Here is an 18,802-nt window from a genome sequence, read left to right as displayed (position 1 = left end):
CGATCTTTGGAGGCTGCCATGACGTCGTCGCCCTCGGTCGCCGCGCCGGTGCCTGCGGAGCAGGTCGATGTGGTCGTGGCGGCCACCCAGGTGGTCGGCGGTCTGATCGCAGAGTCCCTCGCCGCGGTCCAGCCCGCGGTGACGGTGCCGCAGTGGCGGGTCCTGGTGCTCGCCTCCCGGGGCTCCTCGAACGTCTCGGCGGTGGCCGAGGACCTGGGCGTGCACGCCTCCAATGCGACCCGGATCTGCGACCGCCTCGTCGCGCTCGGCCTTCTCTCGCGCCGGCGCTCGCCGGACGACCGGCGACACGTGCTCCTGGTGCTCACCGAGGAAGGCCAGCGGTTCGTCGAAGAGGCGATGGGCTACCGCCGTGATCGCGTGGAGCAGGCGATGGCATGCCTGGCGGAGGACCATCGCGAGGTGCTCGCCGACGCGCTGTCGGAGTTCGCATCCGCCCTGAGCGTCGTACACGGCGAGGCGGCTGCCCGGGCGGTCTGAGTCCACCGCGGCCGGCCGCGCCGACGGCGGCACACTCCGCGTCGCAGGCCCGGGTCGTGGTCGTGGTCGGCTTCGCGGTCACAGGGGCGGTGAACGCGAGAGCCGCAGGCCGGAGATGAACTCCGCCTGCGGCTCTCGGTGCTTGTGGGCAGGGGCGGGGTCGAACCGCCGACCTTCCACTTTTCAGGCGGACGCTCGTACCAACTGAGCTACCTGCCCAAGCAGGTCGCAACGATACAACAGTCGTACGTGCAACCGGGAATCGCCCCGGCGCTGCTCACGCCTCCTGGGGCGCAGGCCCGGTGCTGCCCCGCACGACGAGCTCGGTGGGCAGCACGGTCCGTTCGACCTCGGGCTGCTCACCCCGCTTGGCAGCGGTCATCACGGCGGCCAGCTTGGCGACGGCCTCCTCGGCCTTGGCGGCCAGGTCCTGGCGCACGGTCGACAGCGGTGGGTCGACGAGGCGCGACAGCGAGCTGTCGTCGTACCCGACCACGGAGAGGTCGCCCGGCACGGACAGTCCGAGGTCGCGCGCGGCGCGGACGGTCTCTGCGGCGAACGCGTCGGAGAAGCACAGGATCGCCGTGGGCCGCTCGGGCTGGTCGAGCAGTGCGCGGGCGCCGTCGTACGCCGCCTCGGGGGGACGGTAGGGGCTGAGCGCGACCGTGGGGGTGATGCCTGCGGGCTCGAGCACGGTCAGCCAGCCGGCGAGCCGCTCGGTGGCGGCGAACCCGCGCAGCTCGAGGTCCGCGAGGTCCGTCAGGCGTGCCCCCTCGTCCTTGCCGAGGGTGAGCACGCCGATGCGGCGGTGGCCGAGGTCGAGCAGGTGCTGCGCGGCCGCGCGGGCGCCGACCCGGTCGTCGACGTTGACTGCCGCGAGCTCCGGCGCCGGTGGCTGGTCGACGCCGACCATCGGCAGGCCACGCTTGGTGAGCCAGGCCAGGTCGGGGGAGTCGGGGTCGCAGACGTAGACCAGGGCCCCGTCCACGGCGACGTCGCGCGCGGGGACCGACTCGGTGCCGGTGGCCGGGGTCAGCAGGGTGAGTGCGAGACCGCGGGCGGCCAGGGCGTCGGCGACCGCGGCGAGGAAGGCGGTCGCGACGTCGTCCCGGAACGCGTCGCTGAGCCGGTCGGTCAGGAGTACGCCGACCGCGCCGACGCTGCCCTTGGCGAGTGCTCGTGCCGCCGGGTCGGGCCCGACGTAGCCGAGCTCCTCGGCCGCGGCGAGGATCCGCTCGCGCAGCTCGGCGGAGAGCTGGTCGGGACGGGAGAAGGCGTTGCTGACGGTCATCCGGCTGACGCCGGTGCGGTCGGCGATCGACTGCAGCGTTACCCGACCCATGTCACCTGCCCGTCGCACCCGGTTTGCCGGCAGGGCGCTAGCGCGCTCCTGCACTGCAGGCGACATTACCGCGCTCGGTGGGTTCGACCCGGGCTGCCAGTGCGTGCAGGCCGCGCGCGAGCGAGGCCCGAGCTCGGCTCGAGGCGGCCGCCCGCGCCGAACGGCGGTCGGGCACGACGGGGCTGTGTGGCTGGGCGCTGGTCACCTCGGCGCGCATCGCCTTCAGTGCGAGCAGGCCGGTGAGTGGCTCGTGCATGGCGGTTCCCTTCAGAGGTTCTTGACCGGTACAGTACTCGCGCTCTCTTTATCGGTCAAGAAGAAAGGGCTTACCGTGAGCGGCATGACCGTTGCCGACGAACCAGCCCGCCCCGTCCGCCAGCTGCGGCTGGTGGTGGAGGCCGAGGACTATGACGAGGCCCTGCGCTTCTACCGCGACGTGCTCGGGCTGCCCGAGCAGCTGGCGTTCCAGGGAGAGGGCGACGCGCGATGGCGATCCTCGACGCCGGCCGCGCGACGCTCGAGATCGCCAACCCCGCACAGCGCCGGATGATCGACGAGGTCGAGGTCGGCCGTGACGTCGCGCCGAGGCTGCGGGTGGCGTTCGAGGTCGATGATGCCGACCGCCGTACGACGGCACTGGTGGACGCCGGAGCAGAGCTCGTCGCCCCGCCGACCGTGACGCCGTGGAAGTCGCTGAACTCGCGGCTCGAGGCCCCCGCGGGACTGCAGATCACGCTGTTCCAGGAGCTTGCCGGCGAGGAGGAGCGTGCCGGGGCGCAGGGATTCGGCCGCGGTGACCGGGGTACGACCGAGGCATGACCGATAAGCCGCAGATCCCCGCCGACGTAGCCACCCTGACCACCGGAGCGCAGATGCCGCTGCTGGGCTTCGGCACCTGGCAGATCAAGGGTGACGAGGCCGTGGCCGCGACCGAGGCGGCGCTCGAGGCCGGCTACCGCCACGTCGACACCGCCACCATCTACGAGAACGAGGCCGAGGTGGGCCGTGCGCTCGCCGGCGCCGGGCTGCCGCGCGAGGACGTCTTCGTGACCACGAAGTGCCCGCCGCACCTTGCCGGCCGCGAGATCGAGACGCTGGAGAAGAGCCTGGAGATGCTCGGCCTGGACCAGGTCGACCTGTGGCTGATCCACTGGCCGGTCGAGGACGGCCCCAGTGTCGGCATGTGGGAGAAGTTCGTCGAGGCCCGCGAGCGAGGACTGACCAAGGACATCGGGGTGAGCAACTTCTACGCTCCGATGATCGACGAGCTCGCCGACGACACCGGCGTCAAGCCGGTGGTCAACCAGGTCAAGTGGAGCCCGCTGCTGTTCAAGCCCGACGTGCTCGCCGAGCACCGTGGCCGCGGCATCGCGCTGGAGGGCTACAGCGCCCTGCGTGGCGGCACGCTCGAGGACGAGACGATCCGCCGGATCGCCGATGCCCACGGCCGTACGCCGGCCCAGGTGATCGTGCGCTGGCACCTCCAGCACGAGGTGATCGTGATCCCCAAGTCCACCCAGGCAGACCGGATCCGCTCCAACGCCGACGTCGGCGGCTTCGAGCTGTCCGACGAGGAGATGGCGGCGATCGACGCGCTCAGCGGCACGGCATCCTGAGCCGCCGGGCAGGTCAGGCCTCGAGGACGACCTCGTCGTAGTCCAGGCGCGGGAGCCGGTCGAACCACGCGTTCTCGGCAGGACGGCCGATGTTGACCACCACCAGCGACTTCAGCGTGGTGCCCTCGAAGAAGTCGGCGTCGAGCGCCGCAGCGTCGAAACCGCCCATCGGGCCTGCCGCCAGGCCGGCCGCGCGGACGCCGAGGAAGAAGTAGCCGGCCTGCAGGGTCGCGTTGAAGCGGGCCGCCTGCTCGCGGGCGACGTCGTCGGCGAAGACGTCCTTGGCGCCCGGGAAGTGCGGGAAGGTGCGCGGCAGGTGCTCGTGGAAGTCGGTGTCGGCAGCGAGGATCGCCACCAGCGGAGCGTTCGCGGTCTTGTCCCGGTTGCCGTCGGCCATGTGCTTCAGCAGGCGCTCGCGAGCCTCGCCCTGGCGGACCAGCACCACGCGCAGCGGCTGGGTGTTCATGGCGGTCGGGGCGTACTTCACCAGGTCGTAGATCGCGGCGACCTGTTCGTCGGTGACCGGCTCGTCGGTGAAGGAGTTCGCCGTCCGGGCGTCGCGGAACAGCAGGGCCTGGGCTTCGGGGGAGAGTGCAAGCGTCATGCCCGGCTCAACGATTGTTGACTGTTCAACGATTCCGACGTTGGGTGTGACGCTCGCCATGCCGGTGCCCGTCGTACCGGCCGCAAACGAGCGAAGCCCTGGACCGGATGGTCCAGGGCTTCTGGTGGCGACCCCGACGGGACTCGAACCCGCGGCCTCCGCCGTGACAGGGCGGCGCGCTAACCAACTGCGCTACGGGGCCATGCTCTTGTTGCAACGAGCGGTGGAACTCTAACCCATCCACCGCCGATCCTCCGAATCGGCCGTCTGGCCGACCCGGACTGGCACCCCCAACGGGATTCGAACCCGTGCTACCGCCGTGAAAGGGCGACGTCCTAGGCCACTAGACGATGGGGGCTGGTTACCCATGGGCCGTCAGGCGCGACTGCCGTCAGGGACCGGACAAGCATAGGCCACGCAGACAGGTGCCCCAAATCACCCCGCGCGCGGCGCCGCTGCGGGCTCCCCGCGAGAATGGACGCGTGATCGAGATGACCCGGGAGCGCTTCGAGGAGCTCGTCGGCGACGCCCTCGACGAGGTGCCCGCCGAGCTCGCCGCGCTCGTCGACAACGTCGTGGTGCTCGTCGAGGACGAGCCGCCCGCCGACGACCCGGACCTGCTCGGGTTCTACGACGGCACGCCGCTGACCGAGCGGGACAGCAGGTACGCCGGCGTCGTCCCGGACCGGATCATGATCTTCCGCAACCCGATCCTGCGGATGTGCGAGGACGCCGACGAGGTGGTCGAGGAGGTCCGGATCACCGTGGTGCACGAGATCGCGCACCACTTCGGCATCGACGACGACCGGTTGCACGAGCTCGGCTACGACTGAGCACCTGCCGGCGGTCAGGCGGCGCCGAGCCAGAACCCGGCGAAGCACAGCACCAGCGCCGGTACGACGGTCAGGGCGACCGTCGCGGCGCCCTTGCGCGGCCCGAGGTCGTGGGCGTGCACGGCGAACGCGGAGAAGGTCGTCAGGGCACCGCAGAATCCGGTGCCGAGCAGCGCCATCGACGAGCCCGTGAGCGCCAGGCCGCTGAACAGCCCGAGCAGGAAGGACCCGACGACGTTGACCAGGATCGTGCCCCAGTGGAACCCGTCGTGGGCCGGGTCGTGCCGCCGGCCGTCGAGGAAGTGCGCGGTCACGTAGCGCGCCGGCGCACCGACGGCCGCGCCCAGCGCGACGAGCAGGTAGCTCACAGGTCCCCCTCCTCCTCGTCGAACGCCAGCCGGCTCGCCAGAGCGGTGAACCGCTGCGCCATCGCCACGGCCACCAGGCAGGCCGCGACCGTCGCCGCGGCGTACACGCCAGCGGTCGCCACCGAGCCGGCATCGACGAGAGCGCGGGTCTGCTCCGAGTACGCCGACAGCGTGGTGAACCCGCCCAGCACGCCGGTGCCGAGCAACGGCGGCAGCAGGCGGTGGCGGATGATCGCGGCGAAGGCCGGGAGCAGCCCGAGCAGGAACGACCCGCCGACATTGACCGCGAAGGTGGCCCACGGGAAGCCGGAGCCGTGCGGCTCGGCCGCCGTGAGGGCGTAGCGAGCCGTCGCACCGAGCGCACCGCCGACGGCGACTGCGAGCAGGACCGAGAAGTGCAGGGGGTGTCGAGGACTCACGAGGCCGCGGGCGCCTCGTCGACGGTGAACGGGCCCGGCCAGGGCAGCGGCGGCTCGCCGGCGGCCTGCCGGGAGAACTCGTGGAAGAACCAGCGCTGCAGCTCGGCCTCCGCCGGGGTCGCCGACAGCACGAGCAGCCGCTCCTGGCGGCAGAACTCGTCCGCGCGCTCCAGGCTCTCCAGGAGCCTCAGCAGGAGCGGCGGCGCCTCGGCCGGCACGACCAGCTCGACGTCACCGCGGTCGGCGTCACCGGCCAGGAGCTGGTTGAACCGGTCCCAGCCTCGGGTCAGCCGGTGCAGCCGCTCCGCCTCGAGGAAGACCTCGGCCAGCTCGGTGGCGATCGGGTAGGCGTCGCCGTGGACCAGCGAGAGCAGCCGCAGCTCGCGGGCCAGCTCGTAGTAGCGGCGCCGGAACTTGGAGTAGAGCGCCACCGGCACGTCGCGCAGCTGGACCCGCACCGAGTCACCAGACGGTCCGGCCGACTCGATCCGCTCCGTGACGGTCTGGTCGAGGTCGAAGACCGCCCCGTCCAGGTCTCCCTCGACCCGCGGGTCGCTGGCCGGCTCGAACCACACCACCTTGCCCTCGGCGTCGAGGTCGGCGCCCCAGGCCGACGAGTTCAGCGCGACCAGACCGAGACCGCGCCCGAACGTGGCCAGCAGGTACTCCTCGTCGGCCATCTCCACGTTGACGCTCGGCGGGTGGTTGGAGGCGTCGCGGATCTCGACCCGGGGATGCCTGCGGGTGCCGCGGACCCGGATGGTGATCGGTGGCGTGCCGTGCAGGATCGCGTTCGTGACGAGCTCGGAGACCCCGAGCTCGGCCGGGTCGACGAGGTCCTCGCGGCGCAGCTCGACCAGCAGCCGGCGCACCCAGTCCCGGGCCTTCTTGACCGAGGCCGGGTCGGCATCGAGGGCCAGCGGGGGGAGGTTCAGGGGCACGTCAGACCCGCTTCCGCATCGCCTGCAGGCCGATCAGGCGGGTGACCACGATCGCGACGTAGAACAGCCCGAGGACCTGCTCGACCATCACGACGCTCTTGGCGTGGCCGGAGACCGGGAGGATCTCGGTCATCCCGGTGCCGGTCAGCGTGGTGAAGGACAGGAAGAGCATGTCCACCCAAGAGTGCACCTCCTGGCCCCCCGCTGAGAAACTGGTCGGGTCCACCGCCTCGAGCACCACGAAGACGTAGGCGAAGGCCCAGGCCAGCAGCGTGAAGACGGTGCCGATCGCGAAGACCTCGTCCAGGCTCACCGTGGTGTCCGAGAGCATGTAGGCGGACATGCTGCCCGCGGCATAGAGGTAGAGCAGCGCCTCGAAGGCCGACGACCAGGCGAAGAGGGTGGCGTTGTCGGAGAAGACCTGGGCACCCAGCAGGACCATGGCGGGTACGGCGATCAGCACGCTGACCCACGACAGGAACGGGGTCTTGCGCACCACGAGCACCGCGAGCGAGAGCACCATGATCCCGAAGATCGCGAACGCGGCGCGGCCTGCGGCGGTCCGCTCCATGAACGGGTAGGCAAGGACGCCGAGGAGCTGCGCCGCGAGCAGGGCGGCACTCGGTGTCCCCCGGACGAACGCGATCACTCCCACCGGGGCAGCCTAGCCGCGCCGGTCGGGGTGTGTCCGCAGCCGCGACCCCCGCTCACCCGGCGTGGTCGCCCAGGAACGCGTCGACCGCGGCGTAGAACCCGTCGGGTTGCTCGCGGCGGATGCAGTGCCCGGCACCGGGGATCCGGACCACCCGGACGTGTGGATTGCCGATCGAGGCGATCGCCTGCTCCAGATCACCGGTGATGCACACCTCGGCCGTGGCGTCGCCGGACACGACGAGCGTGGGCACGCCGAGCCGGGCGAACAGGGCCGGCCACCGCGTCGACGGCTTGAAGTCGCCGTGGGCGAGGTAGTCGAGGTCCATCTGCTGCTCGGCCACCCCGGACACCAACAGCTCGTCGTCGGCCCAGTCCGGGTGCTTCTCGCGGCGGAGCCGCACCAGGTCCTGCTCGTCCCGGGCGGCGAGGCTGTCCCGGACCCCGGCGAGGAACTCCTCGCCTCGGGCCGGGTCGTGCTGGGGGTCGTCGGGGCCCAGCGGGGCGGGGTCCTCCAGGACCAGGGCGCGCACCAGCTCCGGTCGACGTACGGCCACGGTGAGCGCGACCGCGCCGCCGAGCGAGTGGCCGATCACCACCGGCGGCGCGTCCAGCTGCTCGAGGAGCGAGATCGCGTCCTCGACCATGACCTCGCCGGGGTGTGCGGCGAGCTGCTCGGGAGTGAACCGGGGGGAGGAGCCGTGGCCGCGCTGGTCCACGGTCAGGATCGAGTAGGCCTCGCCCCAGTGCCGCTCGGCGCCGGGCCAGCCGGACCCGGAGTCGGTGAGACCGTGCAGGAACACCAGCGTCGGCGCCTCGCCGGCCGGCCGGCCGGTCCGGCGTACGTGCAGGTCGGTGCTCAGGTCGAGGGTCATGGGGTCTCCGGCTTCGTGATGCGGAAGAGCTCGGACTCGGTGTCGTAGTACGCCGTGGTCCTGCCCAGCGAGGCCATCCGCAAACGGCGGCAGACCGCGATCGAGGCGTCGTTGCCGGGCCGGACGACCGCGAACACCTCGTCGAGGCCGTGGGCGAAGGCCCACCGCAGCGCGGCGAGGGCGGTCTCGGTGGCGTACGCCCAGCGTCGGGCGACCGGCTCGCTGCGGTTCAGCTCGTTGCACCGGGTGACGAACCGGGCGGCTTCCTCCGGCGTCTCCATCGCCCGCGGGGTGGCACCCAGCCAGCGGGCGACCTCCCACCGGGAGTAGATGTCCAGCACCCGGCTCGCGTCGTCGGGTCGCCAGTCGCGGAGGATGCAGCGCTCGGTCTCCATCGCCCCAGTCTCGTGGAACGCCGGCGGTGTCCGGCTACCGGTCCAGGTGCCGTGCCCAGGCGAACGCGAACACGCCGTAGCAGGCGATGCCGGCGGCCAGGACGATCAGCATCGGGCTGCCGAAAGGCTGCTGCAGCACCTGGTTGAGCGCCTGGTCGAGCCCGCCGGACTTCTTCGGGTCGTGGGTCCAGGCCGCCCAGAGGAACAGCCCGGCGACGATGAACAGCGCCAGCCCCTTGCTCACGTAGCCGGCCTTGCCGAAGGTCACGAACGCCTTGCCGGTCGTCCCGGTGCGGCCCTTCGTCTCGAGCTTGTCCATGAAGCTCTCGCTCAGGCCGCGGTAGACCAGGCGGATCCCGTAGCCGAGCACCGCCAGCCCCACCAGTGCGACCAGCACCTGGCCCGCGGGCATCGCCCAGATCTTGGCCGTCGTCGTGTCGGTGCTCCCGCCGCTCGAGCCGCCACCCATCGCGATCTTCAGGGCGCTCCAGCCCAGCGAGCCGTAGAGCACCGCCTTGAGAGCCGAACCCAGTCGCTTCGCGACCCGCTTCTTGCCGTCCTCGTCGCGGTGCCCGGCGACCGCCTCGGTCAGCTGCCAGACCACCAGCGCGGCGAACCCGGCGGCGACGACGTACAGCAGCACGCCGCCCAGCGGGGTCTTCGCCATCTGGCTGAGCGCACCCTCGCTCGAGGCGTTGCCCTGACGCTCGCCGAAGGCCAGCTGCAGCGCCACCCAGGCGATGAGCAGGTGCACGACGCCGTAGGCGATCAGGCCCACCCGCACCGTGTGGTCCAGAGCGGTGCTGTCGTCGGCCTTGCGTCCCAGCTCGTCGACCTGCGCGGACACGTCCCCGGCGTTCATCTGCTGTCTCCCTCTCCCGGTGCCCGGGACGTCCGGGCGCTCGTGCGAGTACCCCCGACCCGCCGCCGCACTCCCTGGAGCAGACCAGTCGCCCGCGCGGTATGTCCGGTTTCTCAGGCGTGGCACAGGTCGAAGGGGTAGAACGGACTCGTGACCCAGGACCAGCTCGTGCTCGGCCCGATGCTGAGGTACGTCGACCGGACCAGCGCGAGCATCTGGGTGGAGACCCGCGACGCGACCACCGTGACGGTGCGCGCGGCCGACCGCTCCTGGTCCGCGCCGACGTTCGGCGTGCACGGGCACCACTACGCGCTCGTCGAGGTCGACGGTCTGGAACCGGGCAGCCGGCACGCCTACGAGGTCGAGGTCGACGGTACGACGGCCTGGCCGGCGCCGGGCTCGCCGTTCCCGCCGAGCGTCATCGCCACCCTCGAGCCGGGCAAGCCCTTGCGCATGGCCTACGGCTCCTGCCGGACCAGCGTGCCGCACGACGAGCAGGGCAACCGCACCCACGGCGTGGACGCGTTGCGCGCGTTCGGGCTGCGGCTCGCGGCCGCGGAGGTCGACGGGGAGGCCGACGGCGAGTCACCGTCGGGGCCGGACCTGGTGCTCTTCCTCGGCGACCAGGTCTACGCCGACGAGACCAGCGACGAGATGGAGGAGTTCATCGCCTCCCGCCGCGACATCGAGGCGCCACCGTGGGACGAGCTGAAGGACTTCGAGGAGTACGCCCACCTCTACAAGCTGGCCTGGACCGACTCGGTGAACCGATGGCTGCTGTCGACCCTGCCGAGCCTGATGATCTTCGACGACCACGACGTCCGCGACGACTGGAACACCTCGGCGGAGTGGAAGCAGCAGATGGAGGCCACCTCGTGGTGGCACGAGCGGATCGTCGCCGGTCTGGGTTCGTACTGGGTCTACCAGCACCTCGGCAACCTCTCGCCCGAGGAGCGCGCCGAGGACGAGCTGTGGCAGGCGGTGCTCGCCGGCCGCGGCGAGGGTGGTGCCGAGGTCGACATCACCGGTCTGGTCGACGCGTTCGCCGCGCGCGTGGACCAGGAGCCGACGACCTACCGCTGGAGCTTCCGGCGCGACCTCGACGACGTCCGGCTCGTCGTGGTGGACTCGCGGGCCGCTCGGGTGCTGGACCCGGAGAACCGCTCGATGCTCGACCCCGAGGAGCTCGCCTGGCTCGACGAGCAGATGCAAGGCGGCTTCCGGCACCTGCTCGTGGGCACCTCGCTCCCGCTGCTGCTCTCCCCGGGCCTGCACCACCTCGAGGCCTGGGACGAGGCGCTCGTCGAGGGGGCCTGGGGCCGGCGTGGCGCGCGGTTCGGCGAGTGGCTGCGGCAGACCGTCGACCTCGAGCACTGGGCGGCGTTCCAGCACGGGTTCAAGGAGGTCGCCACGATGGCGCTCGAGGTGGCGTACGGCGAGCGCGGGCCGGCGCCCGACACGGTCACCTTCCTCTCCGGCGACGTGCACCACTCCTACGTGTCCGAGGTGCGCCGGGTGCACGGCCGGGCCTCGACCAGCGGGAGGCGGAGCCGGATCGTGCAGGCGGTGTGCTCGCCGATCCGCAACCCGCTGCCGAGGTCGATGCGGTTCGCCACGGCCTTCCTCTCCTACGGCCTGGCCGGCCCGATGGGTGCGGTCGCGGCGAGGTCGGCGCACGTGCCCGACCCGCCGTTCACCTGGGGCCTGCTGCGCGGGCCGTGGTTCGACAACAACCTCGCGCTGCTGGAGGACCGCGGCGACGACGGGCTGGCGCTGAGCTGGTGGACCGGCGTAGTCGAGGACGGCGACCACGAGCATCCCGCCCTGAGCGAGGTCGCCTCGATGACCGTGCGGCCCGGCCCGCCCGCGCACCGCAACCGGCTCGCCGGCCCGGTGACCGGCCGGCTGGTCAGCCGGGTGTCGCGGTCCGTGGCGCGTCGGCGACGCCGAGCAGGACGTTCTCCACGACCTCGCTGAGCGCGGGATGGATCCAGTACTGGCCGCGGGCCACCTGGTGCGCGCTCTGCCCGAACGACATGGCTGCGATCAGCGGCTGGATCAGGTTGGACGCCTCGGGCCCCATCACGTGGGCGCCGAGCAGCTTGCCGGTGCCGGGCTCGGCGACGACCTTGGCGAAGCTGGTCGTGTCCTCCATCGCCCAGCCGTAGGCGGTGTCGGCGTACATCTGCTTGGCCACCACGTGCTCGATCCCGCGCTCGCGGGCCTCCTGCTCGGTGATCCCGACGGAGGCGACCTGCGGTGAGGTGAACACCGCGCTCGGTACGGCGTCGTGGTTCGTGCGCATCCACACGTCGGGGTCGTCGAGGTGCAGCAGGTTGTGCTGGACCACCCGCGCCTCGTGGTTGGACACGTGCTTGAGCTGGAAGCGGTTGCTCACGTCACCCAGGGCCCACACCCCGTCAGCGGTCGTGCGCTGGAACTCGTCGACCACGACCAGCCCGTCGGCGTCGACCTCGACACCGGCCTTGTCCAGGTCGAGGCCGTCGGAGTTCGAGCGGCGACCGGTCGCGACGAGCACCGTGTCCACGTCGAGCACGGCTGCGCCCTCGGGCCCGTCGAGGTGCAGCCGGATGCGGCCGTCGTACTCCTCGACCTTGACCGCGACCGTCTCCAACCGCACGTCCCAGCGCTGCCGCGCGAGCTCGGTGAACCGCGCGGAGACCTCCTCGTCCTCGCCGCGGAGCAGCGCACCGGACCGGTTGAGGACGGTCACCTCGGTGCCGAAGGCGCCGAACACGTGGGCGAACTCCGCGGCCACGAACCCGCCGCCGATGATCGCCATCCGTGCCGGGAGGTCGTCGATGCGCATGATCGTGTCGCTGGTGTGGTGCGGGACCTCGGCCAGGCCGGGGATGTCGGGCACGACGGCCCGGCTGCCGGCCGCGACCACGACCTGGTCGGCGGTGATCGTCTCGCCGGTGCCCGTGTCGATCGTGCGCGGCGCGGTGAACCGGGCGTGCCCCTCGTAGAGCGTGACGTTCTCCAGCCGTTCGGCGCGGAAGCTGCGCCCGGCCACCGAGATCGGGTCGATCCGCCGGAAGATCCGGTCCCGGATCTCGCGCCAGCGCACGCCGTCCAGTGTCAGGTCGACGCCGAGCTCGCGCGCGTGGCGCACCCCCGCAGCGAGGTCGGCGGGGTGGACGAACATCTTCGTCGGGATGCAGCCGACGTTGAGGCAGGTCCCGCCGAAGACGCCCTTCTCGAGGATCGCGGTCTTGCGGTCGGCGAAGCGGCCGTCGGCGATCGAGTTGCCCGAGCCGCTGCCGATGATCGCCAGGTCGTAGTGGGTCACCCGGCCCATCCTGCCCGACCATGTGAGTCTCCTCGCACCGGAAAGCCCCGAGACGCCTCGGTTGTTGTGCCTGAGGGAGCCCGAGAATGGGCACACTCACCGCGACACCACGTCACCGAGGAGAGGCAACACGATGAACCAGACCGCACCGGACCGGCACAGGGTCGTGGTGATCGGCTCGGGCTTCGGTGGGCTGTTCGGCACCAAGGCGCTGCGCCGCTCGGACGTGGAGGTGACGATGGTCGCGAAGACCACCCACCACCTGTTCCAGCCGCTGCTCTACCAGGTGGCCACCGGGATCCTGTCCGAGGGCGAGATCGCCCCGCCCACCCGGGAGGTGCTCGCCTCGCAGAAGAACGCCCGGGTGATCCTCGGCGAGGTCACCGACATCGACCTGGAGGCCAGGACGGTCACCTCGCACGTGCTGAACCGCGTGACGGTGACGCCGTACGACTCCCTCATCGTGGCCGCCGGCGCCGGCCAGTCCTACTTCGGCAACGACCAGTTCTCGGAGTTCGCCCCCGGCATGAAGTCGATCGACGACGCGCTGGAGCTGCGCGGCCGGATCTTCGGAGCGTTCGAGCTCGCGGAGATCGCCGAGACCGACGAGGAGATCGAGCGGCTGCTGACCTTCGTGGTGGTCGGCGCCGGCCCGACCGGTGTCGAGATGGCCGGCCAGATCGCCGAGCTCGCGCACCGCACGCTCAAGCACGACTTCCGGCGGATCAACACCCGCGAGGCGCGGGTGATCCTGCTCGACGCGGCGCCGCAGGTGCTCCCCCCGTTCGGCGCCAAGCTCGGGCACAAGACGAAGGAGGAGCTGGAGAAGCTCGGCGTCGAGGTGCAGCTCGGCGCGATGGTCGTCGACGTCGACGAGCGCGGCCTGGAGGTCAAGGACAAGGACGGCAGCCGCCGCCGGATCGAAGCGGTCACCAAGGTGTGGGCCGCGGGTGTGCAGGCCAGCCCGTTGGGCCGGACGCTGGCCGAGCAGACCGGCGCGCCGCTCGACCGCGCCGGCCGGATCGGGGTCAACCCGGACCTCACGCTGCCGGGCCATCCGGAGGTGTTCGTGGTCGGCGACATGATCAGCCTCGACAACCTCCCCGGTGTCGCGCAGGTCGCGATCCAGGGGGCGAAGTACGCCGCCAAGGAGATCGACAACCGGCTCGCCGGCCGGGCTCCGCAGCCGCCGTTCCGCTACTTCGACAAGGGCAGCATGGCGATCATCTCCCGGTTCCGGGCGGTGGCGATGGTCGGCAAGCTGCGGCTGTCGGGCTTCCTCGCCTGGCTGATGTGGCTCGCGGTGCACCTGGTCTACATCACCGGCTTCAAGAACCGGGTGACGGCGCTGCTGCACTGGGCGGTCAGCTTCATCGGCCGCGGCCGCTCCGAGCGCACCACCACCGAGCAGCAGATCTTCGCCCGGGCCGCGCTGAGCCGGCTCGAGCGCGGCGCCGCGGAGCTGGTCAGCGCGCCGGGTGAGTACGACGCGCAGCGGGAGGCCGCCGAGGCAGAACGCCGCCGCGAGCTCGAGGAGCACGCGCGCGAGGAGGCCCGGCTCACCGACGCCGGCGAGCGCGGCGTCAAGCGTGAGGGAGCCCCCTCGCGCGGCTAGGTCCTCACTCCTCGATGGTGTGGACCGCGGCCTCCTCGGCGCTCGCGCCGGCGCCGTCGACGCCGACGTCGTCGGCCACCAGGTCCTTCTCGGTGTCCTCGGCGACACCCTCGTCGTCGGCGACCAGACGCCCGCTGCGCTGCTCACCGACCTCGCCGGAGACGTTCTCGGTCTCGTTCGCGGCCTGCTCGTAGGGGTCCGGCTCCGGCACCTCCTGCGCGAGCCGCTGGTCGAGGGACTCGCCCAGCTGCTCCTCGAGCGGGGTGTTGCCGTAGCCCTGGGCGGCCGACCACTTCTCCGGCGGTGAGTACCCCTCGTCCAGCGGCTCGGCGACCCGGTCGCTGTCGGAGAGGCTGTCGCCGGTCGACTGCGGCTGGTCCTCGTCGTCGACGCTGTAGCCGTGGTAGCTCTCGCCTGCGGTCGAGGCGTCCCCGGTGACGTCCACCGAGGGGTCGGTCCCGATCTGCTCGCTGGTGCTCTCGGGCTGCTCGGTCATCGCTGTCGCCTTCCGTTCGGTGGGACCGCCGACGGGTGCGCCGGCGGGCTCCCTGACCGGTTCCCCGGACTCGTGCAGAGCATGTACCGGCCCGGGACCTGTAGCCCATGTGCGGGTGCCGACCGAGGGCTACGTTGGGGGCGTAGCCAGGAGGTGAGGCAGGTGAGCGAGAACACCGGCGAGACCAGCCGTGAGGACTACGGCGCGTACAGCGTCGACGACGAGAACCAGCTCCAGCCCGAGGACACCCTGGTCGACCGAGGCCTCGACGACGCCCTCGACGAGGGCTACTCGGCCCCCGAGAAGTGGTCGGCCGCGGAGCGCTACGGCAACACCCCCTACGAGGAGGAGGTCGGCGAGTCGCTCGACCAGCGGCTCTCCCAGGAGGAGCCCGAGCCCGACCCCTAGGCCGAGGAGGAGTACACCGACGAGGAGTATCCCGAAGGGCCTCGGGGCGAGGTCGGCACCCGCCGATCCGGCCGCCTGGTCGCCGGGGACGAGGGCAGCCACGAGGACACCGAGAAGGACCTCGTCGCCGAGGACGTCGGCATCAACGGTGCCGGTGCGAGCGCCGAGGAGGCGGCGGTCCACATCGTCGAGGAGGAGTAGCCGGGGCGGCTACTCGAAGGCGTGCCCCTTCTCCCGGGCCGCCGCGAGCGCCTCGCGGGCCCACCTCGGGAGGATGAAGACGCCCTCTGCCTCGACGGTCGGCTCGCCGTCGGGGCCGATCATGTGCCCGTGCACGATGGTCTTGATCCCGACCACCTCGTGGATCCACGCCTTCGCGCTCAGGTCGCCCAGCGGCGTGGGCCGGCGGTAGGTCAGGTTCAGCTTGCCGGTCATGCCCGGCGCCCCACCGGCAGCGGCGGCGGTGCCGAGCATCTGGTCCAGGATCAGCGCGGTCACGCCGCCGTGCACCAGGTTCGGCGGGCCCTCGTAGGCGGCGCCGAGGTGGAAGGCGGCGAACGCCGTACCCTCGGGGCTCTTCTCGACCACCAGCGGGGGAGCGAACGGGTTGCGCAGCCCGACCACGGCGTTGCCGTGGTTGCGCTCGCGACCGTCGGGGCCGATGGCCACGCCGAGGTAGGAGGGGTCGGTCTGCTCCTTGAGCTGTTCGGTGAGCGCGCGCACCTCGGCGGTGACCTTCTCCACCGTCGGGTGGTCCACGGCGGTGTGCATGCTGGCGTCGATGAGCTCGCGGATGGACTGGGCGAGGCCGCCGAAGACGCGGTCGTGCTCGGCGAGCTCTTCGACGGGGACGTCGAGGCGCTGGTAGGAGTTCAGATCCATCGGGCGAGCGTAGAACACGTTCTGTGTGCGGCACCGGCAACGTGGTGCACCCCACACGCCACAACGTCAGAGCCGGTCGGTGGCCACGGCCAGGTCGGCGACGAACGCTGCGTAGTCCTCCTCCCGCTCCCGGGAGCGGAGCACGGCGGACGGGTGCGTCGTCGGCAGCACCCACTCCGGCCGGTGCCCGACGTCGAACCCGTCCGGCCAGTCGACCAGCCGGCCACGGGTCTCGCCGACACGGAAGGAGGAGCCGAACAGCGCCTTCCCGGCTGTGCCGCCCAGCACGACCACGCCGACCGGGCGCACCAGGGCGAGCTCGGCGACGAGCCATGGACCGCACGCGGAGACGTGCACCCGGCTCGGCGACTTGTGGATCCGCTGCTTCCCGCGGGTGCCGGCGAACCGGAAGTGCTTCACGACGTTGGTCCGGAACACCGACTCGGGTGCGATGCCGGCCTCGTCCAGCGCCCGGTCCAGCAGCTTGCCGGCCGGCCCGACGAACGGCTCCCCGGCGAGGTCCTCCTTGTCACCCGGCTGCTCGCCGAGCACCATCAGCCGGGCATCCGCAGGACCCTCACCGACGACCGCCTGGGTCGCGTCGCGGTACAGCTCGCACCCCCGGCACTCCTGGGCCGCCGACCGCAGGTCCGCCAGGGTGCCGCCGTCGGGCACCCAGCGTCCTGCACCCGGCCGCTCGACGTCGGCGGTCATACCTCGCGCCAGCTCGGGTCGGCCAGGTCGTGGCCGTGGGCTGCCATCAGCGTCAGCCCGCCGTCGACGGTGAACGAGGAGCCGGTGACGTACGACGAGCGGGGGCCGGCCAGGAACGCGATCACCGACGCGACCTCGTTGACGTGGCCGGGACGGCCCACCGGGTTGCCGGGTCGCTCCTCGGCGTAGGCCTGCTCCTCGGGCTTGCCGGTCATCGGTGTCGCGATCTCGCCCGGTGCCACCGAGTTCACCAGGATCCCCCTGTCGGCCAGCTCCAGCGCCAGCACCTTCGTGAGCATGCCGAGGCCCGCCTTCGCGCTGCAGTAGGCGGCCGAGCCGACCCGGGGCACGTGCTCGTGCACGCTGGTGACGTTGATGATCCGGCCGCCGTGCCCGGCTGCGGTCATCGCCCGGGCTGCCTGCTGCGCGCACAGGAACGGCCCCTCCAGGTCCGTGGCGATCACCCTTCGCCAGGTGTCGAGGTCCAGGTCGAGCACCGGGTCGCTGTGGCCGGTGCCGGCGTTGTTGACCAGCACCCCGATGCCGCCGAGCTCGCTCGCCAGCCCGGCGACCACGTCGGCGGCATCGGGTGAGGTCAGGTCCTGGCGGGCGACGAAGCAGCGCTGGCCACGCTCCTCGATCGCCCCCCGGGTGTCCTCGGCTCCGGCCTCGTCGGTGTGGAACGTGATGCCGACGTCGAAGCCCTCGGTGGCGAGCAGCTCGGCGGTCGCCTTGCCGATGCCGGAGTCGGCGCCGGTGACGACGGCGAGGCGGGGTGGGGGACTAACGGTCGTCACGGCCGTCCTCCGCGCGGTCGTCCCAGCGCAGCAGCGCGGCGACGCCACCACCCTTGGTCTGCGCGGCGGGCAGCACGGCCAGGTGCGTGTCGGTCGCGGCACCGGCGGCGACGAGGACCTGGTCCGCCGGGAGCTCCTTCTTGGTGGTCGCCTGCTCCGGGATCGGAAGCCCGGGGAACCGGCTGGGGTCGACCGTGAGGTCGTGGGCCTTCTGCAGGTCCACGATCAGCGTGTCCACCTTGTGCTGGACCAGGGCCTCGAGGACGTCGTCGACACCGAGCACGGCACCGCTGCCCTGTCCCCATCTCTGCTCGAGGCTGCCGATGGTCTCGACCTGGTCGGCGGCCTCGTAGGCGGCGAGCACCCGGTCCACCTCTTCCCACAGCGCCTCGTCGGAGGACCCGGCGGCGCGTCCGCCCGCCGTGACGTGCACGACCTCGGACTGGATGCCGTCGAGCGCTCCGGCGATCGACGTACGCGCCCGCTCGTCGCCGGCGAGGAGCACGATCCGGGGACGGTGGCGCTTCACCAGGTCGCGGATCTCGTCGGCGACCTCACGTGCGTTGCTCTCCCACTGGTTCTCCGACCGCTGCTGGAAGCGGCGGTGCGACCAGCCGCCGCCCTGGTACTTGTGCAGGTGCAGGTCGTCGCCCTCCACGGTCGCGTTCGCCGCCGGCTGGGCCCTGGTCGGGTAGAAGTCCAGGTCCGCACCCTCGCGGTCGGCCACCACGAGCAGGAACGGCAGCTGGCCGTCGGCCTGGTGCGCCCAGGCGGCCAGGTCGGGCAGGTCGCCGACGGTGACGGTCTCCGGCCACACGCTGGTGCCGGCGAGCACCTCGTCGAAGACCACCCGGCCGTCGGCGGCGATGATCGTGCGCCGCGCGTCGCCGGCGACCTCGACCGGCTCGTGCAGTCGGTTCCGGATCTCCTCGACCAGGGCCGCGTCCACGCCGGCCCGCTCGAGCTCGTGGCGGGCGCTGGTCCAGCGGGCGTCGAGCTGCTGGGGGGCGTCCTCGGTGTTGCGGCTGACGTCGAGATGGACGGTCACGTAGGGACCGGGGTGGGCGTAGACGTCCTGAAGGGTGCTGAGCTGCATCGCGTCCTCCTGCGGGTGCTGGTGTTCGCGGTCTCGTCCTCTGGCCGTACCCACCACCCCGGGTCGTATGAGCGAGG

The 18,802-nt window shown here is 71.9% G+C and carries 24 protein-coding genes, 3 tRNA genes and 1 pseudogene; 9 read left to right on the top strand and 19 right to left on the bottom strand.

Annotated elements, in window-relative coordinates:
* Window positions 1-18 precede the first annotated feature (18 nt).
* Complete coding sequence (locus ACYVIH_RS08165) at window positions 19-498, top strand: MarR family winged helix-turn-helix transcriptional regulator (RefSeq protein WP_460868019.1); 480 nt, start codon at window positions 19-21, stop codon at window positions 496-498.
* A 145-nt stretch (window positions 499-643) separates the two neighbouring features.
* Here ACYVIH_RS08165 and ACYVIH_RS08160 read toward each other — a convergent pair.
* From ACYVIH_RS08160 to ACYVIH_RS08150, 3 genes are all read right to left on the bottom strand, one after another.
* Window positions 644-717 (bottom strand) — tRNA-Phe (locus ACYVIH_RS08160).
* A 58-nt stretch (window positions 718-775) separates the two neighbouring features.
* Window positions 776-1,840, bottom strand: coding sequence for a LacI family DNA-binding transcriptional regulator (locus ACYVIH_RS08155; protein ID WP_460868017.1), 1,065 nt, complete (start codon window positions 1,838-1,840; stop codon window positions 776-778).
* 37 nt (window positions 1,841-1,877) lie between these two features.
* Complete coding sequence (locus ACYVIH_RS08150) at window positions 1,878-2,096, bottom strand: hypothetical protein (RefSeq protein ID WP_460868015.1); 219 nt, start codon at window positions 2,094-2,096, stop codon at window positions 1,878-1,880.
* Between the two features lie 84 nt (window positions 2,097-2,180).
* Here ACYVIH_RS08150 and ACYVIH_RS08145 point away from each other — a divergent pair, with 84 nt between their 5' ends.
* From ACYVIH_RS08145 to ACYVIH_RS08135, 3 genes are read left to right on the top strand one after another with little or no spacing between them, the layout of a single operon-like run.
* Complete coding sequence (locus ACYVIH_RS08145) at window positions 2,181-2,390, top strand: hypothetical protein (protein WP_460868013.1); 210 nt, start codon at window positions 2,181-2,183, stop codon at window positions 2,388-2,390.
* Complete coding sequence (locus ACYVIH_RS08140; RefSeq protein ID WP_460868011.1) at window positions 2,327-2,659, top strand: hypothetical protein; 333 nt, start codon at window positions 2,327-2,329, stop codon at window positions 2,657-2,659. Before ACYVIH_RS08145 ends, ACYVIH_RS08140 begins: the two co-directional genes overlap by 64 nt.
* Window positions 2,656-3,456 carry an aldo/keto reductase gene (locus ACYVIH_RS08135; RefSeq protein ID WP_460868009.1) on the top strand — a complete coding sequence of 267 codons (801 nt, stop codon included), beginning with the start codon at window positions 2,656-2,658 and terminating at the stop codon, window positions 3,454-3,456. Before ACYVIH_RS08140 ends, ACYVIH_RS08135 begins: the two co-directional genes overlap by 4 nt.
* Window positions 3,457-3,469: 13 nt before the next feature.
* On the opposite strand, the gene ACYVIH_RS08130 is transcribed toward ACYVIH_RS08135, so the two are convergent.
* The 3 genes from ACYVIH_RS08130 to ACYVIH_RS08120 all read right to left on the bottom strand — a co-directional run bounded on the left by ACYVIH_RS08130 (window position 3,470) and on the right by ACYVIH_RS08120 (window position 4,418).
* Window positions 3,470-4,060 carry a malonic semialdehyde reductase gene (locus ACYVIH_RS08130; protein ID WP_460868006.1) on the bottom strand — a complete coding sequence of 197 codons (591 nt, stop codon included), beginning with the start codon at window positions 4,058-4,060 and terminating at the stop codon, window positions 3,470-3,472.
* 125 nt (window positions 4,061-4,185) lie between these two features.
* Window positions 4,186-4,262 (bottom strand) — tRNA-Asp (locus tag ACYVIH_RS08125).
* 80 nt (window positions 4,263-4,342) lie between these two features.
* A tRNA-Glu gene (locus tag ACYVIH_RS08120) sits at window positions 4,343-4,418 on the bottom strand.
* A gap of 133 nt (window positions 4,419-4,551) precedes the next feature.
* Here ACYVIH_RS08120 and ACYVIH_RS08115 point away from each other — a divergent pair.
* Window positions 4,552-4,893 (top strand): metallopeptidase family protein, encoded by a 342-nt coding sequence (locus ACYVIH_RS08115; RefSeq protein ID WP_460868144.1) that lies wholly within the window; start codon window positions 4,552-4,554, stop codon window positions 4,891-4,893.
* A gap of 14 nt (window positions 4,894-4,907) precedes the next feature.
* Here ACYVIH_RS08115 and ACYVIH_RS08110 read toward each other — a convergent pair whose 3' ends face one another.
* Genes ACYVIH_RS08110 through ACYVIH_RS08080 form a run of 7 tightly spaced genes read right to left on the bottom strand, consistent with a single transcriptional unit; the run spans window position 4,908 to window position 9,404 of the window.
* Window positions 4,908-5,261, bottom strand: a complete 354-nt coding sequence (locus tag ACYVIH_RS08110) for a fluoride efflux transporter FluC (RefSeq protein ID WP_460868004.1) — start codon at window positions 5,259-5,261, stop codon at window positions 4,908-4,910.
* Window positions 5,258-5,680, bottom strand: a complete 423-nt coding sequence (locus tag ACYVIH_RS08105; RefSeq protein WP_460868002.1) for a fluoride efflux transporter FluC — start codon at window positions 5,678-5,680, stop codon at window positions 5,258-5,260. Before ACYVIH_RS08105 ends, ACYVIH_RS08110 begins: the two co-directional genes overlap by 4 nt.
* A complete protein-coding gene (locus tag ACYVIH_RS08100; RefSeq protein WP_460867999.1) occupies window positions 5,677-6,621 on the bottom strand; it encodes an ATP-binding protein in 945 nt (314 codons plus the stop codon). Before ACYVIH_RS08100 ends, ACYVIH_RS08105 begins: the two co-directional genes overlap by 4 nt.
* Window position 6,622: 1 nt before the next feature.
* The gene (locus tag ACYVIH_RS08095) at window positions 6,623-7,276 is read right to left on the bottom strand and encodes an ion channel (protein ID WP_460867997.1); all 654 of its coding nucleotides are present in this window, start codon (window positions 7,274-7,276) and stop codon (window positions 6,623-6,625) included.
* Window positions 7,277-7,328: 52 nt separating this feature from the next.
* Window positions 7,329-8,147, bottom strand: a complete 819-nt coding sequence (locus ACYVIH_RS08090; RefSeq protein WP_460867995.1) for an alpha/beta fold hydrolase — start codon at window positions 8,145-8,147, stop codon at window positions 7,329-7,331.
* Window positions 8,144-8,542 (bottom strand): GNAT family N-acetyltransferase, encoded by a 399-nt coding sequence (locus ACYVIH_RS08085; protein WP_460867993.1) that lies wholly within the window; start codon window positions 8,540-8,542, stop codon window positions 8,144-8,146. Before ACYVIH_RS08085 ends, ACYVIH_RS08090 begins: the two co-directional genes overlap by 4 nt.
* 34 nt (window positions 8,543-8,576) lie before the next feature.
* The gene (locus ACYVIH_RS08080; protein ID WP_460867991.1) at window positions 8,577-9,404 is read right to left on the bottom strand and encodes a DUF1206 domain-containing protein; all 828 of its coding nucleotides are present in this window, start codon (window positions 9,402-9,404) and stop codon (window positions 8,577-8,579) included.
* A 150-nt stretch (window positions 9,405-9,554) separates the two neighbouring features.
* Here ACYVIH_RS08080 and ACYVIH_RS08075 point away from each other — a divergent pair, with 150 nt between their 5' ends.
* Complete coding sequence (locus ACYVIH_RS08075; protein WP_460867989.1) at window positions 9,555-11,381, top strand: alkaline phosphatase D family protein; 1,827 nt, start codon at window positions 9,555-9,557, stop codon at window positions 11,379-11,381.
* Here the strand turns inward: ACYVIH_RS08075 and ACYVIH_RS08070 are convergent.
* On the bottom strand, window positions 11,314-12,717 hold the full coding sequence (locus tag ACYVIH_RS08070) for a mycothione reductase (protein WP_460867987.1): 1,404 nt from the start codon (window positions 12,715-12,717) through the stop codon (window positions 11,314-11,316). The two genes, ACYVIH_RS08075 and ACYVIH_RS08070, sit on opposite strands and share 68 nt — an antisense overlap.
* 133 nt (window positions 12,718-12,850) lie before the next feature.
* Here ACYVIH_RS08070 and ACYVIH_RS08065 point away from each other — a divergent pair, with 133 nt between their 5' ends.
* Window positions 12,851-14,332 carry an NAD(P)/FAD-dependent oxidoreductase gene (locus ACYVIH_RS08065; protein ID WP_460867985.1) on the top strand — a complete coding sequence of 494 codons (1,482 nt, stop codon included), beginning with the start codon at window positions 12,851-12,853 and terminating at the stop codon, window positions 14,330-14,332.
* Window positions 14,333-14,336: 4 nt separating this feature from the next.
* Here ACYVIH_RS08065 and ACYVIH_RS08060 read toward each other — a convergent pair whose 3' ends face one another.
* Entirely contained in the window at window positions 14,337-14,828 is a 492-nt protein-coding gene (locus ACYVIH_RS08060) for a DUF5709 domain-containing protein (RefSeq protein ID WP_460867983.1), read from the bottom strand.
* Between the two features lie 162 nt (window positions 14,829-14,990).
* Here ACYVIH_RS08060 and ACYVIH_RS08055 point away from each other — a divergent pair, with 162 nt between their 5' ends.
* Complete coding sequence (locus tag ACYVIH_RS08055; protein ID WP_460867981.1) at window positions 14,991-15,236, top strand: hypothetical protein; 246 nt, start codon at window positions 14,991-14,993, stop codon at window positions 15,234-15,236.
* Between the two features lie 60 nt (window positions 15,237-15,296).
* Window positions 15,297-15,437 (top strand): annotated as a pseudogene (locus ACYVIH_RS08050) (DUF5709 domain-containing protein); the annotation flags it as partial.
* A 9-nt stretch (window positions 15,438-15,446) separates the two neighbouring features.
* Here the strand turns inward: ACYVIH_RS08050 and ACYVIH_RS08045 are convergent.
* From ACYVIH_RS08045 to ACYVIH_RS08030, 4 genes are all read right to left on the bottom strand, one after another.
* Window positions 15,447-16,118: a PaaI family thioesterase gene (locus tag ACYVIH_RS08045; protein WP_460867979.1), complete on the bottom strand. Its 672-nt coding sequence runs from the start codon at window positions 16,116-16,118 to the stop codon at window positions 15,447-15,449.
* Between the two features lie 66 nt (window positions 16,119-16,184).
* A complete protein-coding gene (locus ACYVIH_RS08040; protein WP_460867977.1) occupies window positions 16,185-16,832 on the bottom strand; it encodes a UdgX family uracil-DNA binding protein in 648 nt (215 codons plus the stop codon).
* On the bottom strand, window positions 16,829-17,629 hold the full coding sequence (locus ACYVIH_RS08035) for an SDR family oxidoreductase (RefSeq protein ID WP_460867975.1): 801 nt from the start codon (window positions 17,627-17,629) through the stop codon (window positions 16,829-16,831). The genes ACYVIH_RS08040 and ACYVIH_RS08035 overlap by 4 nt, the downstream gene beginning before the upstream one ends.
* Complete coding sequence (locus ACYVIH_RS08030) at window positions 17,616-18,725, bottom strand: baeRF2 domain-containing protein (protein WP_460867973.1); 1,110 nt, start codon at window positions 18,723-18,725, stop codon at window positions 17,616-17,618. The genes ACYVIH_RS08035 and ACYVIH_RS08030 overlap by 14 nt, the downstream gene beginning before the upstream one ends.
* Window positions 18,726-18,802 lie beyond the last annotated feature (77 nt).

The organism is Nocardioides pakistanensis (assembly GCF_054781215.1).
The sequence above is the reverse complement of the archived record's forward strand: the minus strand, read 5'-3'. Positions and strand labels throughout refer to the sequence as shown.

Coding starts and splice junctions, on each gene's coding strand:
- ACYVIH_RS08045 (WP_460867979.1), bottom strand. CDS start 16,118: ATGGATCTGAACTCCTACCAGCGCCTCGACGTCCCCGTCGAAGAGCTC.
- ACYVIH_RS08115 (WP_460868144.1), top strand. CDS start 4,552: ATGACCCGGGAGCGCTTCGAGGAGCTCGTCGGCGACGCCCTCGACGAG.
- ACYVIH_RS08030 (WP_460867973.1), bottom strand. CDS start 18,725: ATGCAGCTCAGCACCCTTCAGGACGTCTACGCCCACCCCGGTCCCTAC.
- ACYVIH_RS08040 (WP_460867977.1), bottom strand. CDS start 16,832: ATGACCGCCGACGTCGAGCGGCCGGGTGCAGGACGCTGGGTGCCCGAC.
- ACYVIH_RS08140 (WP_460868011.1), top strand. CDS start 2,327: ATGGCGATCCTCGACGCCGGCCGCGCGACGCTCGAGATCGCCAACCCC.
- ACYVIH_RS08155 (WP_460868017.1), bottom strand. CDS start 1,840: ATGGGTCGGGTAACGCTGCAGTCGATCGCCGACCGCACCGGCGTCAGC.
- ACYVIH_RS08145 (WP_460868013.1), top strand. CDS start 2,181: ATGACCGTTGCCGACGAACCAGCCCGCCCCGTCCGCCAGCTGCGGCTG.
- ACYVIH_RS08090 (WP_460867995.1), bottom strand. CDS start 8,147: ATGACCCTCGACCTGAGCACCGACCTGCACGTACGCCGGACCGGCCGG.
- ACYVIH_RS08065 (WP_460867985.1), top strand. CDS start 12,851: ATGAACCAGACCGCACCGGACCGGCACAGGGTCGTGGTGATCGGCTCG.
- ACYVIH_RS08060 (WP_460867983.1), bottom strand. CDS start 14,828: ATGACCGAGCAGCCCGAGAGCACCAGCGAGCAGATCGGGACCGACCCC.
- ACYVIH_RS08130 (WP_460868006.1), bottom strand. CDS start 4,060: ATGACGCTTGCACTCTCCCCCGAAGCCCAGGCCCTGCTGTTCCGCGAC.
- ACYVIH_RS08165 (WP_460868019.1), top strand. CDS start 19: ATGACGTCGTCGCCCTCGGTCGCCGCGCCGGTGCCTGCGGAGCAGGTC.
- ACYVIH_RS08080 (WP_460867991.1), bottom strand. CDS start 9,404: ATGAACGCCGGGGACGTGTCCGCGCAGGTCGACGAGCTGGGACGCAAG.
- ACYVIH_RS08085 (WP_460867993.1), bottom strand. CDS start 8,542: ATGGAGACCGAGCGCTGCATCCTCCGCGACTGGCGACCCGACGACGCG.
- ACYVIH_RS08150 (WP_460868015.1), bottom strand. CDS start 2,096: ATGCACGAGCCACTCACCGGCCTGCTCGCACTGAAGGCGATGCGCGCC.
- ACYVIH_RS08135 (WP_460868009.1), top strand. CDS start 2,656: ATGACCGATAAGCCGCAGATCCCCGCCGACGTAGCCACCCTGACCACC.